The organism is Variovorax sp. KBW07, from assembly GCF_003852515.1.
In the GTDB taxonomy this organism is placed as follows: domain Bacteria; phylum Pseudomonadota; class Gammaproteobacteria; order Burkholderiales; family Burkholderiaceae_C; genus Variovorax.
In genome coordinates this window covers 14,962-27,688 of sequence record NZ_QAJK01000089.1, presented here as the reverse complement: position 1 = coordinate 27,688, position 12,727 = coordinate 14,962, and the positions used below count along the sequence as shown (strand labels likewise).

Here is a 12,727-nt window from a genome sequence, read left to right as displayed (position 1 = left end):
TGCCGACAACGTCGAATCGTTTACCTTGGTTTTCCCGATCTTTCAATGAGCATTGCGCGGTCCGCTTCCTCCCTGCAGCTCGCACGCGAGACGCGTGAGCGTTTCGTATTGGCCACGGAAGGCGTGATCGTTCCGCTGGCCCGCGCGATCCGGGACCGGCTGGCCTCGCAGTCTTCGGAAGCCGGCAACGCCCGCGCCATGCAGGAGCACCGCGACGACTTCGTGGCGTTCCAGGGACAGGGCTCCCAATGGATTTCGCTCGCCCAGACCGGCTGGCGCAAGGCGCTGGGCGCATCGACCGGCAGCGCGCCGTCGACCTCGTCTTCGGCGCTGCGGCTCGAGCTGATCGGCGACGAAGTGGTGGAAAGCAACATCCTTTCGTCGCGCCTGGCGCAATTGATCCACGACAAGGCCAGCTTCGAGCTGAGCGACTTGCGCCTGCGCATCCAGCACCTGGAAGGTACGAGCGAGCTCGATGCCAAGGACGTGCTGAAGCCCGAGACGCTCGCCAAGCTGCTGGTGGAGCAATGGCTGGCGGCCGGCCTGAGCCGCGGGCTCTGGAGCCGGGTGCAGGACGCGGTGCAGGCGGCGCTGATCGACGGGGTCGTCAAGGCCTACGAAAGCGCCAACGCCTTCCTGATCGCCAATGGCGTGATGCCGGAGATCGACCTCAAGAGCTTCGTGCGGCGCACGGGCAACGCGGGTGGTGGTGCGGGCACGGGCACGGGCGGCTCGTCGTCGAACGCGCCGATGGACCATCACCAGGGCCACAGCAGCACGTCCGGCGGCCCGCACAGCGCGCAGCGGCCGGGCTTCGGTTTCGAAGGGCAGCAGGGCTCGGCGCCGTCGTCCGTGATGTCCACGTCGACCACCGGCGGCTCGCCGCTGATGATCGCCCGGCAGCGCGCGCAGACCGCGCTGCTGAGCCTCAAGCGCTTCGTGACCGCGCGCATCGGCGGTGACGCGGGTGGCGGCGGCAACCAGAATTTCGCTCCGGGCGCGGAGGCGCGTGCCAGTGGCGGCGGTGGCGGCAGCAGCAGCGTGAGCGGCGGTGGCCATGCGGCGCACAGCGGCACTGGCAGCGGCGGCGCCGCCGCGCCAAGGGCGTTCTCGCGCACCTTCGCCGGCGCCATCGCCGATGCAGAGGTCGCCTACCGCATGGCGGCCACGCAGTTCATGGACGGCTCGGGCGAACAGGCCACGCTGCTGCAGCAATCGGCGGTCGACCTGCGCCGGCGCAGCGCCGAGCTCAAGAAGCGCGCGCCGACCACGGCCGACAAGGCCACGGTCGAGATCGTGGCGCTGATGTTCCAGGCCATCTTGGCCGAAGAGCGGATTCCGTTCTCGGCACGCGTGTGGTTCGCGCGGCTGCAGATGCCGGTGCTGCGCGTGGCCATCGCCGAGCCCGAATTCTTCGGCACGCTGCAGCACCCCGCGCGCATGCTGATCGACCGCATGGGCTCCTGCGTGATGGGTTTCGACGCCGCCGCCATCACCGGCAGCGCGCTCGAAAACGAAATTCGCCGCGTGGTGCAGGTGATCGAGCAATACCCCGAGACGGGCCAGCGCGTGTTCAAGTTGGTGTTCGACGAGTTCGTGGCTTTCCTCAGCCGCTACCTGACGCAGAGCGACAGCACGCAGCGCGTGATGAGCGTCGCGCAGCAGGTCGAGCAGAAGGAAACGATGGCCATCCAGTACACCATCGAGTTGCGCAAGATGCTCAACGACATGCCGGTGCGCGACGAGATCCGGGAGTTCCTGTTCAAGGTCTGGGCCGAGGTGCTGGCCATTGCCGCGCTGCGCTATGGCGCGCAGGGCGAACAGACCGTCATGCTCAAGCGCGTGGCCTCCGAGCTGGTCTGGGCCGCGAGCGCCAAGCCCAACCGCACCGACCGCGCCCGCGTCATTCAAGACCTGCCGCAGCTGCTTCAGCGCCTGCGCCAGGGCATGGCGCTGCTGGGCATCGTCGATGAGCCGCAGGAAGCGCACATCAAGATCATCGGCGCCACGCTGTCCGATGCCTTCCTGTCGAAGACCGAAGCCATTCCGCAGGCCAAGATCGAAGCCATGGCCGAGCGGCTGGCGCACCTGGAAGATTTCGTCAGCGACGACGGCGGCGCCTCCGACCTGCCGCTCGATGCCCACAGCATCGAGATGCTGCTGGGCGTGGATGCGGCATCGATCGAGGTCATTCCCGATGCCGCCGGCACCCAGGTGGCGGAAGACATGGTCGCCTGGGCGCACGAGCTGCAGGTGGGCAACTGGTTCATGCTCGACCACAACGACCGCGTGAACCAGGTGCAATTTGTCTGGCGCAGCGACCGCAAGCGCCTGCACCTGTTCGCGTCGGCCGACGGGCGCAGCTTCCTGATCCAGGTGGGACGGCTGGCAACGTATCTGCAAGCGGGCCTGCTGGTGCCGGCCGAAGAAGAGACGCTCACCGTGCGCGCCACGCGCGAGGCGCTGGCCAAGCTGGACGCCAATCCCGAGCGCTTGCTGAACTAGCGAACTGGCTTTCGGCCCCTTCGTGGAACACCGAGGAACCGGCTTCGCCGGGCCTCAGGTGTTGCCCCCGGTAGGGGGTTGGAGAAGCGACACGAAGTGCGCGAAGCCTGGGGGCGAGCTAATGTGCCGTACGGCCTTCGCGGCTTTCGCAGAGCTCGTCGAGCACCAGCGCATCGGGCTCGATGCCCGTGCTCCAGTGCACCATCAACACGATGATCTTCAGCTCGTCGAGCGCAACCGGGTCGCCGGGCGCGGCCATGGCGCGCTCGACCACGATCTCGCGCAGGCCGCACGGCAGCACGTTCGACGCTTCGAGAAAGCGGATGAAGCCCAGGCACTCCGCACCCAGGTGCTCCTGTTCGGCCTGGGAGTAGACGCGCATCGCATCATCCGATTGGGGCAGGGCTGCTTCGGGCGTGCCGCGCAGGCGGACCGTGGCGGTGGCTGCGTTGTCGGCGTGGCGTTCGATCTGCATGCCTTGCGTTGCAAGGCTCAGGCCGTCGAGCCAGTGCAGGGCATCGCGGATCTCTTCTGCCTCGAAGCCGTGGGCACTGAGCTTGCGGCCCAGTTGCTCCGGTTCGGGACAGGCATCGCCGCGCCAATAGTTTTCGTAGACAAAAACAAGCACTTCGAACATGAGCCCAATATAGCCGACGTTCGTGCAATGCGGGCTAAGTGGAAGCGACCCGTTGAAAGAGTCCGCCGGGCAGCCGTGAAACATAGCCGTCGAGCTCGAGTTCGAGCATCTTTGCCTGCAGCGCAGCGACGCTCCAGCCGGTGCGCGCGCTCAGCGCGTCGAGGCTCACGGGGTCGAAGCCGAGCGCTTCGAGCAACGGATCGTCGGAGGCCGGCGTGCCGTTGTCGGTCGCTTCGTCTTCAACGGGCGCAGCCATGGTGCTGGCGGTGCGCAGGGGCGGCAGTTCTTCGAGGATGTCGTTCACCGACTCGACCAGCTTCGCGCCCTGGCGGATCAGCGCATGGCAGCCGCGCGATTGCGGCGAGTGGATCGATCCCGGAATCGCGAACACTTCCTTGCCCTGCTCCGACGTGAGCCGCGCGGTAATGAGCGAGCCCGATTGCAGCGCCGCCTCGACCACCAGCGTGCCGCGCGCCAACCCCGCGATGAGGCGGTTGCGCTTCGGAAAATTCTGCGTCATGGGCGGCGTGCCCAGGGGCAGCTCGCTGACGATCAAGCCCTGCAGGGTGATGCGGTGCGCCAGCTCGCGGTGCCGCGCCGGATAGACCCGGTCGAGCCCGGTGCCGACCACGGCCACCGTGGCAAGCCGTGGCGTGTTGCCCGCGGCCTCGAGCGCGCCCTGGTGCGCCGCACCATCGACGCCCAGCGCCAGCCCAGACACCACCGGCAGGCCGGCATCGCCGAGCGCCCGCGCAAAGCTGCGCGCGTTGGTGGCGCCCTGCGGCGTCGGGTTGCGGCTGCCCACGACGGCGATGCAGTTGCCGAGCTGCGTCAGGTCGAAGTCGGCGGCGCCGAGCACATAGAGCATCGGCGGCGGGTCGACCATTTCGAGCAGCGACGTCGGGTAGCTGGCGTCGCCCAGCGTCACCAGGCGGCGCGAGATGCCGTTGTCGGTCGCGTGCAGCCACTGCCAGGTCTGGTCGACCTGCGCCTGCAGGCCGGTGGGTATTTGCCGCAGGGCGTCGGCCTGGGCCAGCGAGACGACTTCTCGCAGCGCGGCATCGGGCTGCGCGAAGACATCTTCGGGCAGCCCGAAGGCCGCGAGCAGGCGGCGCGCGGTGGCATCGCCGATGCCCGGCGTCAGTGAAAGCCGCAGCCAGCCTGCGAGTTCGGCGCGTTCCAAGCGAGTGTGAGTGCGAGAGAGGCCGGAGCCGCAGGTCAGGGGTTGACGAGGAAGTCGCCGGCGCGCGGAGTGTCGTTGATTTCGAGCACCAGGGCGTAGGACACCTTCTCGAAGGTGCGGAACACCATCAGCAGGCCGATGCGTTCGTTCGGCAGCTTGATGGTTTCCTTGCGTGCACCGGTGCGGTCGATGATGGTCTCGCCGTTCTTCAGGATCGCCAGCACGTGGCCGCTGTCGATGCCGTCGCGCGTGCCCTTGTTGATGGCCACGACCTGGTTCTGGGCCGCGAACTGCACCGCGTTGCCATAGACCGAGATGATGCGGCCGTCGACCTGCGTGGACGGGGCACGAGGGGCGTAGCTCAGCAACTGGCGTGGCGGCTCGGGCAGCAGGCGGTCGCCGGCGCGCATTTCCTCGCGCGACGCGACGATGTCGATGCTGGCGGGCACCACGGTAATGAGGTCCTTGTCTTCCACCGTCTCGATGGTGGTCGACTCGCCGCGTTGCAGCTGGGCCTTGCCCAGGTACTGCGCCTCGTAGCCGAGGATCTCGCCGGTGCCGGGGTCTTTCAGCGGCGTGGCGTTGCGGAACACGCGAAAGCTCTGCACCGGACCCGGCACCTCGACCAGCGGCGATTCGGCGTTGCCACGGGCATAGGCGCGGTCGCCGCGCGACAGCAGCACGCGGCTGTCGTTGCCGGCCACGATGCGCGGTGCGGCGTCGAGCGTGTTGGCGTCCACCACGATCGGCTCGCTCAGGAAGGGCTCGATCAGGCTGGGGTTCAGCGTGGGCAGCGCCATGCCGGCCAGCGAGTCGAAGCGGGTGCGGGGTGACAGCTTGATGGTGCCGCCGTCGCCGCTGAAGCCGCCGCGGCGGGTGGTCAGGCGGGCGCGGCCGCCGCTCTTGTCCAGGTAGAGCACCTGGCCCGGATAGATCCGGTGCGGGTTGGCGATTTCGTTGATGTTCATGCCCCACAGTTCCGGCCAGCGCCAGGGGCGCAGCAGGTACAGGCGGGAAATGGCCCACAACGTGTCGCCGGGCTTGACGGTGTATTCGTCGGGCGCCTTGGGCGACAGTTCGCTCAGCGGAACGCCGGCCTGCGCGGTTTGCTGGGCCGTGGCCCGTTGCTGGGGCGTGACAGGAAAGCTTTGAGTCTGGGCCCAGGCCGTCGTGGCGCCGCAACTGCCAATGACCGCCAGGGCGGTCAACGTTGCACGGAAAGAGGGGCGCTGGCGTTCAGTGGATCTGAGCTTTTTCATGTCTGGATGGGTGAGCGTGCGACGTATCGCTGCGCATACGAATCTCACAATTTGCTACGAATTCTGCGCTGAAGCCCCTGGGAGGGCAACGTTTTCGGGCCCGTGCGGCCCGTCGCGTCGCGGAATTGGCGAAAATAGCCACAACTTCCCCCCGATTTCATGGCCAAACGAATCATTCTGAGTTACCCGGACAAACGCCTGCACACGGTGGCCAAACCCGTGCAGGGCGTCGATGCGCGCATCAAGGCACTGGTCGCCGACATGCTGGAAACCATGTACGACGCCAACGGCATCGGTCTGGCCGCGACCCAGGTCGACGTGCACGAGCGGCTGGTCGTCATCGACGTGTCCGAAGAACGCAACGAGCCGATCGTGCTCATCAACCCGGAAATCACCTGGGCGAGCGACGAAAAGGTGCTGAACGAAGAAGGCTGCCTGTCGGTGCCCGGCATCTACGACGGCGTCATGCGCTCGACCTCGGTCAAGGTGCAGGCGCTCGACGCCGAAGGCGAAATGCGCACCATCGAGGCCGACGGCCTGCTGGCCGTGTGTATCCAGCACGAACTCGACCACCTGCTCGGCAAGGTGTTCGTCGAATACCTCTCGCCCCTGAAGCGCAACCGCATCAAGAGCAAATTGCTCAAGCAGCAACGCGAAGAAATGCGCGAAGGACGGCCTTGAACATGAAGCGCAGCCTCGGTACCCTGGGCGCACTCGGGTTTTTCGCGGTCGCCAGCCTGGGGCTCGCCGGCTGCGCCAACGACCCCACGCGCATCCAGCCCGGCACCACGGCCGCCGAGACGCTGCAGCGCCTGGGCACGCCCACCGGCCGCTATCCGCTGAACGGCGGCGGCGAGCGCCTGCAGTACTCGCGCATGCCGGCCGGCTTCGAGGTCATCGACATCGACGTGGACGCCTCGGGCAAGGTCGTCTCGGCCACCCAGGTGCTGAGCGAGGCGCGCTTCGGCCAGGACATCAAGGTCAACGAGTGGCGCCAGAACGACGTCATGGCCTTCTATGGCCGGCCCTATGAAATTTCCCGCGTCAGCTCGTTCGACGGCGTGGTCTGGACCTGGCGCTACAAAGCCGTGAACGAGCGCCGCATGCTCTATATCTACATCGACCCGACCGGCGTGGTCCGGCGCTATCACACGGGGGACGATCTCGCACTCGATCGGCTGCGGGATTGAGCCGCCTCAAGGTCGTTTTTGCGGGCACGCCCGAGTTTGCGCGCGTGGCCCTGGAAGCCATTGCGGCGGCCGGCCATGACATCGCGCTGGTAATGAGCCAGCCCGACCGGCCCGCCGGTCGCGGCATGAAGCTGCAGGCTTCGCCCGTCAAGCAGTGCGCGGTTGCCAACAACTGGCCCGTCGCCCAGCCGCGCAGCCTTCGGCTCGACGGCAAGTACCCCGAAGAGGCCGCTGCGGGGCGCGACGCCCTGCTGGCTGCGCAGCCCGACGTGATGGTGGTCGCCGCCTACGGGCTGATCCTGCCGCAGTGGGTGCTCGACCTGCCAAAGCACGGCTGCCTGAACATCCACGCCAGCCTGTTGCCACGCTGGCGCGGTGCCGCGCCCATTCACCGCGCCATCGAGGCCGGCGACGCGCAGACCGGCATCACCATCATGCAGATGGACGCCGGCCTGGACACCGGGGACATGCTGCTGCGCGAAGCCCTCGACATCGGCGACGACAACACCGCCCGCCTGCACGACCGGCTGGCCGAGATGGGCGGCCGGATGATCGCCCAAGCGCTGGCGAACATCGGCAACCTCGTCCGCACGCCGCAACCGGCCGAAGGCGTGACCTACGCCAGCAAGGTCGAGAAGCACGAGGCGCTGATCGACTGGGCCCAGCCGGCCGAGGCCATCGTGCGCCGCGTGCGTGCCTTCGATCCCTTCCCGGGCGCCAACAGCCCGCTCGACGGCGAGACCGTCAAGCTCTGGACCGCCCACGCGGTGGCCGCCGCCGACGCATCGGCCGCGCCGGGCACCATCCTGGCCGTTTCCGACACCGGCGTCGCGGTGGCGGCGGCCGGCTCCACCGTCATGCTCACCGAGCTCCAGCGTCCGGGCGGCAAGCGCCTGGCGGTGGCCGACTTCCTGCGCGGCTTCGACCTGAAGGCCGGGCAGGTGTTCGGCTGATGTTTCTTTCGGCAGCCATTCGCCGCCGCCCGGAATTCCGGGTGGGTGTGCGCGACATGTCCTCGGTGGCGCTGGGCATCGGCGCCTGGGGCCTGATGACCGGCGTGGCCATGGTCAAGTCGGACATGAGCGTGATCGAGGCGCTCGCCATGACCCTGCTGGTCTACGCCGGCAGCTCGCAGCTGGCGGCCATTCCGCTGCTGTTCGCGGGCGCGCCGGCCTGGGTGATCCTGGCCACGGGCTTCTGCGTCAACCTGCGCTTCGTGGTGTTCAGCCTGCACCTGCGCCCTTACCTCATGCACATGCCGCGCTGGCGCCGCATCGTGCACGGCTACCTGACGGCGGACATGAGCTATGCGCTGTTCACCCGGCAGTACCCGAAGCCGCCGCTGACCACGGCCGAGCAGGAGTCGCAAGAGGCGTACCTTACCGGCAACTACTTCGTGACCTGGTGCGCGTGGATGGGCATGAGCGTGCTGGGCATCGCGCTGGCCAACTTCATTCCGCAGAGCTGGGGCCTGGGCTTCGCGGGCGTGCTGAGCCTGGTGGCCATCGTCTGCTCGATGGCGACCACGCGGCTGCGCGTGCTGGCCGGGCTGATTGCCGGAGCCACGGCCGTGGCCGCCTATTCGCTGCCGCTCAAGCTCAACATCGTGGTGGCCATCGGCGTGGCCGTGCTGCTGTGCTTCTGGCTCGAAAAGCAGTTCGGGCTCGACCCCACCGCGGAGGACGACAAGTGAAGGGCACCGACCTGTGGACCCTGGGCGTGATCGTCGGGCTGGCGCTCGTCACCGTGCTCACGCGCTGCTTCTTCTTCATTCTCGACCGGCCCTGGGGCCTGCCCGACTGGGCGCACCGTGCGCTGCACTACGCGCCGGCCGCGGCGCTGGCCGGCGTGATCGCGCCCGAGATCGTCATGACGCAGGGCCACCTCATCACCACGCTGCACGACGCCCGCCTGTATGCGGCGGTCGTCGGCGCGGCGTACTACTACTGGCGGCGCGGTGTGCTCGGCACCATGCTCGCGGGCATGGCTGTGTATTTGCCGCTGCACCTCGGCCTGGGCTGGTAGGCCGGCAACAAGCAAGCAGGCCAACCGGCCAGGTCAGTCGAGCTTCACGCCAGCCGCCTGGATGATCTTGCCCCAGCGCTCGCTCTCTGCCCGCGAGAGCTTGTAGAACTCCTGCGGCGTGCCCGGCAGCGCCTCGAAGCCGAACTCCGAGAACAGCTTCACCACCTTCGGCGCCTTCATGGCCTTGTGCAGCTCGCTGTTGATGCGCGCGACCGCTTCAGGCGGCATGCCGGCGGGGCCGATCAGGCCGTGGAAGGCGTAGGCGTTGACGTCGCTGAAGCCGGCCTCGACGAAGGTCGGCACCTCGGGCAGCGCACTGGCGCGTTGCGGGAGCGCGATGGCCAGCACCCGCACCTTGCCCGACTTGATGATCGGCAGGCCTGAAGCAAGGTCGAGCATCATCGTCGGCACCTGGCCGCCCATCACGTCGGTCATGGCGGGCGCGGCGCCCTTGTACGGCACGTGCGTGATGCTCAGGCCGGCCTTCTGCTTGAACAGCTCCATCGCCATGTGGTGCGGCGAGCCGTTGCCCGGCGAGGCATAGCTCACCTTCTCGGGGTTGGCCTTCACGTAGCGCACGAACTCCGCCACGTTCTTCGCGGGAAAGTCGGGGTGCACCACCAGCGCCACCGGAAAGCGGCCGATGGTGCCGATGTAGGTGAAGTCGGTCGCGGGCTTGTAGGGCAGCTTGGCGAACATGTGCTCGTTGAAGAGCAGCGCCGCGTTCTCGGCCTGCATGATCGTGTAGCCGTCGGGCTTGGCCTGCATCATCACCGACACGCCGATGTTGGTGGAGGCGCCGGGCCGGTTGTCGATGATCAGCGGCTGCCCCAGCGAAGGCTGCATGGCCTCGGCCAGCGAGCGCGCCAGGTTGTCGGTGCCGCCGCCGGCCACGTACGGCACGATCCATTTGACGGGCTGGCTCGGGTAGGCCGCCGGCTGCGCGGATGCGAAGGGGCTGGTGGCCAGCGCGAGGGCCGCGGCCAGCATGGGAAGGAATCGCTTTGTCATCGTCTCTTGTCTCCGTTGCTTGTTTTGAAATCGGTCGGATCGGGGCAGGTCGGGTCAGGTCACATCAGGTTTCTCCGCGCAGCACCTGCCAGAGCTCGCGATCGCGCTCGGCGGTCCACACCACCGGGTGCTCGATGCCGCGCAGCTCGTCGTAGGCGCGCGACACGTCGAAGGGCAGCACGTGCTGGAACACGGGCCAGTCGCCGAAGCGCGGCATCATGGCGGCCTCGGCGCGCGCGAAGCAGCCGCGCAGCGTCTCGCCGGCGGCAATGCCGGCGCGCACGCTGTCCAGCAGCGTCGAGAGAAAAGCCTTGGTCAGTCCGATGGCCCCGGCGCAGGCGGCTTCGTCCTGCAGCACCGCGCCGCGCCCGGGCACCAGCACGCGCGGCTTCAGCGCCAGCACCGCGTCGAGCGTGCCGGCCCAGTCGCCGATGTAGGCATCGCCCGCGTACACGCCGCAGTGGTTCTCGACCACGTCGCCCGAGAACAGCACGCCGCAGTCGGGCAGCCACGCGACCGTGTCGCCGCTGGAGTGGCCACGGCCCAGCGCCATCAGCCGCAGCTCGCGGCCCGTGCCGGGGCGCGGGCCGAGCCACAGGCTCATCTCGCCCTGGAAGCTCTGGGTCGGATACGTCAGGCCCGGAATCTCTTCCACGCCCGCGAACAGGCGCGGGAAGCGGCCCACCTCCGAATCGAAATCGACCTGGCCGCGCGTGCGGATCCAGTCCAGCGTGCCGTTGCTCGCGATGATGGCCTGCACCTCGTCGAAGGCGCTGGCGCCCATCACGCGCACCGCGTGGTAGTGCGTGAGCACGATGGTCCTGATCGGCTTGTCGGTCACCGTGCGGATGGCCGCAAGAAAGTCGCGCGCCATGCGCGGCGTGGGGCGCGTGTCGATCAGCACCACCTGCTCGTCGCCGACGACGAAGCCGCAGTTGGGATCGAAGTCGCTGATGTAGCCGTACACATCGGGCGCGAGTTCGCGCAGCCGGGGCTTCTGCTCGCGGGTGTCCGAGGCAGAAGCGAAAGAAACGTTGGCGCTCATGGGGTGTGGTTCGTCGTGGGGTTGTCTTCGGCGGCCGCGCGGATGCAGGCCAGCAGCACGGCCTGGTCGGCGCACTGGTTGGCCAGCAGCAGCACGAGGCGGGCGTTGAGGTCGGCGCTCCGGGACTCGCTCAGGCCTTCGTGCGCGGCCAGCAGGGCGGCGTAGAAGCCGTCGGGGTCGGGGATGCGGGGCTCGGTGTTCATGGGGCGCCGTGGTCGTTGTTGGCGTTGTGAGCGAGTGCCGTGCGCAGCGCGGCAACGATGGCTTGCGGCGTGGCTTGCGCCAGCACGGCGGCGCGGTAGGCGTCGGGCCGAACCAGAACGAGGCCGCCCGCTTCTTCGCCGATGCCCAGATGCCGCGCGAGCTTTTCGTCGGCTTGCAGCGTCGGCAGGTCGCTGTCGCCGCCCACGGCAATGAGGCGCAGCGGCAGCGAGGCCGTCGCTTCGAGGGCGGCGTCGGCCTCGCCGCGCGTCGGCGCGAACCACAGGCCGATGCATTGCGTTCCCTCGGCCAGCAATTGCATCAGCGTCGTCTCGCGCCCACCGGCCCAGCGCAGCGGCAGGTTCTGCACCGAGCGCGCGCCGTCGGGCAATTGCGCTGCCGCCGGATAGTCGTTCGCGACCGACATGCGACCGGTGTTCACCAGCGCCCGCGCAAACGGATGGCGCGCAGCCAGCGCCACCACGGCGCGCCGCAGCGTGTGCTCGGCCGGCGAGCGCGGCGCAAGGAAGCGGGCCGAGCGGCTCGTCACTTCAAGGTTCTGCCGTGCCGCAGGCTGGCGCTCGGCGTCGTAGCTGTCGAGCAGCGCGTCACCGGCCTTCCCCTGCGCGACCAGCGCCAGCTTCCATCCGAGGTTTGCTGCGTCCTGGATGCCGCTGTTGCCGCCGCGCGCGCCGAACGGGCTCACCACATGGGCCGCATCGCCGATGAAGAACACATGGCCGTGGCGAAAGCTGTCGAGCAGGTGGTCGCGGTAGCCATACGGACCGATCCACACGAACTCGAACTCCACGCCCGGCCCGAGCTGCTCGCGCAGCCGCGCGCCCGCCACTTCGGGCTTGCTGATGTGGGCCGTGTCGCAATCTTCCGGCATCTGGTAGTCGATGCGCCACACGCCGTCGGCCATCAGGTGCTGCCAGACGCCACGGCCTTCGTTGAAGGGCGCGTCGACCCAGGTCCAGCGTTCGGTCGGCAGCGGCTTCTTGAAGCGCACGTCGCTGATGCACCAGCGGTCGGTGCTGCGCGAGGCGTGCGCCTCGATGCCGAGCTGCGTGCGGATCGGGCTGTTGGCGCCCGTGGCGTCGATGAGGTGGTCGGCCTCGATGCTGTAGCTGCCGGCGGGCGTCTCGATGTCGATGCGCACACCGTCGCGCAGCGGTTCGACGTGGGTCACGCGGCTCTTCCAGCGCACGTCGGTGCGTCCCAGTTCGAGGATGCGCTCGACCAGGAACCACTCCACATAGAACTGCTGCAGGTTGATGAACGGCGGCTGCTTCGAAACGCTGTTCGCCTGCAGGTTGAAGTTGTAGACCTCCTGTTCGCCCGAGAAGGTGCGCCCGAACGACCAGGTGATGCCCTTGGCCGCGATGCGCTCGTAGATGCCCAGGCGCTCGAAGATCTCCAGGCTCTTCTGCGCATAGCAGATGCCGCGCGACGACGCACCGCGCACGCCGACGGTGTCGTCTTCGTCGAGCAGCACCGCGTGCACGCCGCGTTGCGCCAGGTCGCAGGCCAGCGTGAGGCCCGAAGGCCCCGCGCCGACGATCACGATCGGATGCCGGACGACAGTCGGGCTGCCCAGTTCGGGCGGAGGCACGAAGGGCCAGGCCGGCAGCTCGTAGGCCGGTGCAAAAGCAAAGTTTTCCATGGGGT

At 68.3% G+C, this 12,727-nt stretch carries 13 protein-coding genes; 6 read left to right on the top strand and 7 right to left on the bottom strand.

Going from position 1 to position 12,727, the window contains the following annotated elements; genetic code table 11:
- The first annotated feature begins 45 nt into the window (after window positions 1–45).
- The gene (locus DBV14_RS18700) at window positions 46–2,505 is read left to right on the top strand and encodes a DUF1631 family protein (protein ID WP_124460838.1); all 2,460 of its coding nucleotides are present in this window, start codon (window positions 46–48) and stop codon (window positions 2,503–2,505) included.
- Window positions 2,506–2,623: 118 nt separating this feature from the next.
- Here the strand turns inward: DBV14_RS18700 and DBV14_RS18695 are convergent, their stop codons facing one another.
- From DBV14_RS18695 to DBV14_RS18685, 3 genes are read right to left on the bottom strand one after another with little or no spacing between them, the layout of a single operon-like run.
- Entirely contained in the window at window positions 2,624–3,142 is a 519-nt protein-coding gene (locus DBV14_RS18695; RefSeq protein ID WP_124460836.1) for a DUF494 family protein, read from the bottom strand.
- A 34-nt stretch (window positions 3,143–3,176) separates the two neighbouring features.
- Window positions 3,177–4,325, bottom strand: coding sequence for a DNA-processing protein DprA (gene dprA, locus DBV14_RS18690; protein ID WP_124460834.1), 1,149 nt, complete (start codon window positions 4,323–4,325; stop codon window positions 3,177–3,179).
- 35 nt (window positions 4,326–4,360) lie between these two features.
- Window positions 4,361–5,584, bottom strand: a complete 1,224-nt coding sequence (locus DBV14_RS18685; protein WP_124460832.1) for a LysM peptidoglycan-binding domain-containing protein — start codon at window positions 5,582–5,584, stop codon at window positions 4,361–4,363.
- 159 nt (window positions 5,585–5,743) lie between these two features.
- On the opposite strand from DBV14_RS18685, the gene def reads away from it, so the two are divergent.
- Genes def through DBV14_RS18660 form a run of 5 tightly spaced genes read left to right on the top strand, consistent with a single transcriptional unit; the run spans window position 5,744 to window position 8,799 of the window.
- Window positions 5,744–6,265, top strand: a complete 522-nt coding sequence (gene def, locus DBV14_RS18680; protein WP_124460830.1) for a peptide deformylase — start codon at window positions 5,744–5,746, stop codon at window positions 6,263–6,265.
- Window positions 6,266–6,267: 2 nt separating this feature from the next.
- Window positions 6,268–6,774 (top strand): hypothetical protein, encoded by a 507-nt coding sequence (locus DBV14_RS18675; RefSeq protein WP_124460828.1) that lies wholly within the window; start codon window positions 6,268–6,270, stop codon window positions 6,772–6,774.
- Window positions 6,771–7,727 (top strand): methionyl-tRNA formyltransferase, encoded by a 957-nt coding sequence (gene fmt, locus DBV14_RS18670; protein WP_124460826.1) that lies wholly within the window; start codon window positions 6,771–6,773, stop codon window positions 7,725–7,727. The genes DBV14_RS18675 and fmt overlap by 4 nt, the downstream gene beginning before the upstream one ends.
- On the top strand, window positions 7,727–8,467 hold the full coding sequence (locus DBV14_RS18665) for an AzlC family ABC transporter permease (protein WP_124460823.1): 741 nt from the start codon (window positions 7,727–7,729) through the stop codon (window positions 8,465–8,467). Before fmt ends, DBV14_RS18665 begins: the two co-directional genes overlap by 1 nt.
- The gene (locus DBV14_RS18660; protein WP_124460821.1) at window positions 8,464–8,799 is read left to right on the top strand and encodes an AzlD domain-containing protein; all 336 of its coding nucleotides are present in this window, start codon (window positions 8,464–8,466) and stop codon (window positions 8,797–8,799) included. The genes DBV14_RS18665 and DBV14_RS18660 overlap by 4 nt, the downstream gene beginning before the upstream one ends.
- A 33-nt stretch (window positions 8,800–8,832) precedes the next feature.
- On the opposite strand, the gene DBV14_RS18655 is transcribed toward DBV14_RS18660, so the two are convergent.
- From DBV14_RS18655 to DBV14_RS18640, 4 genes are all read right to left on the bottom strand, one after another.
- Window positions 8,833–9,810, bottom strand: a complete 978-nt coding sequence (locus DBV14_RS18655) for a tripartite tricarboxylate transporter substrate binding protein (protein ID WP_124460819.1) — start codon at window positions 9,808–9,810, stop codon at window positions 8,833–8,835.
- 64 nt (window positions 9,811–9,874) lie between these two features.
- Complete coding sequence (locus DBV14_RS18650; RefSeq protein ID WP_124460817.1) at window positions 9,875–10,855, bottom strand: MBL fold metallo-hydrolase; 981 nt, start codon at window positions 10,853–10,855, stop codon at window positions 9,875–9,877.
- On the bottom strand, window positions 10,852–11,058 hold the full coding sequence (locus DBV14_RS18645; protein ID WP_124460815.1) for a DUF2783 domain-containing protein: 207 nt from the start codon (window positions 11,056–11,058) through the stop codon (window positions 10,852–10,854). Before DBV14_RS18645 ends, DBV14_RS18650 begins: the two co-directional genes overlap by 4 nt.
- Window positions 11,055–12,722, bottom strand: a complete 1,668-nt coding sequence (locus DBV14_RS18640; protein ID WP_124460813.1) for an FAD-dependent monooxygenase — start codon at window positions 12,720–12,722, stop codon at window positions 11,055–11,057. The genes DBV14_RS18645 and DBV14_RS18640 overlap by 4 nt, the downstream gene beginning before the upstream one ends.
- Window positions 12,723–12,727 lie beyond the last annotated feature (5 nt).

Bases quoted from the DNA above. Each gene is read 5' to 3' on its own strand.
- DBV14_RS18700 (WP_124460838.1), top strand. From the start codon at position 46: ATGAGCATTGCGCGGTCCGCTTCCTCCCTGCAGCTCGCACGCGAGACG.
- DBV14_RS18695 (WP_124460836.1), bottom strand. From the start codon at position 3,142: ATGTTCGAAGTGCTTGTTTTTGTCTACGAAAACTATTGGCGCGGCGAT.
- DBV14_RS18685 (WP_124460832.1), bottom strand. From the start codon at position 5,584: ATGAAAAAGCTCAGATCCACTGAACGCCAGCGCCCCTCTTTCCGTGCA.
- def (WP_124460830.1), top strand. From the start codon at position 5,744: ATGGCCAAACGAATCATTCTGAGTTACCCGGACAAACGCCTGCACACG.
- DBV14_RS18675 (WP_124460828.1), top strand. From the start codon at position 6,268: ATGAAGCGCAGCCTCGGTACCCTGGGCGCACTCGGGTTTTTCGCGGTC.
- DBV14_RS18665 (WP_124460823.1), top strand. From the start codon at position 7,727: ATGTTTCTTTCGGCAGCCATTCGCCGCCGCCCGGAATTCCGGGTGGGT.
- DBV14_RS18655 (WP_124460819.1), bottom strand. From the start codon at position 9,810: ATGACAAAGCGATTCCTTCCCATGCTGGCCGCGGCCCTCGCGCTGGCC.
- DBV14_RS18650 (WP_124460817.1), bottom strand. From the start codon at position 10,855: ATGAGCGCCAACGTTTCTTTCGCTTCTGCCTCGGACACCCGCGAGCAG.
- DBV14_RS18645 (WP_124460815.1), bottom strand. From the start codon at position 11,058: ATGAACACCGAGCCCCGCATCCCCGACCCCGACGGCTTCTACGCCGCC.
- DBV14_RS18640 (WP_124460813.1), bottom strand. From the start codon at position 12,722: ATGGAAAACTTTGCTTTTGCACCGGCCTACGAGCTGCCGGCCTGGCCC.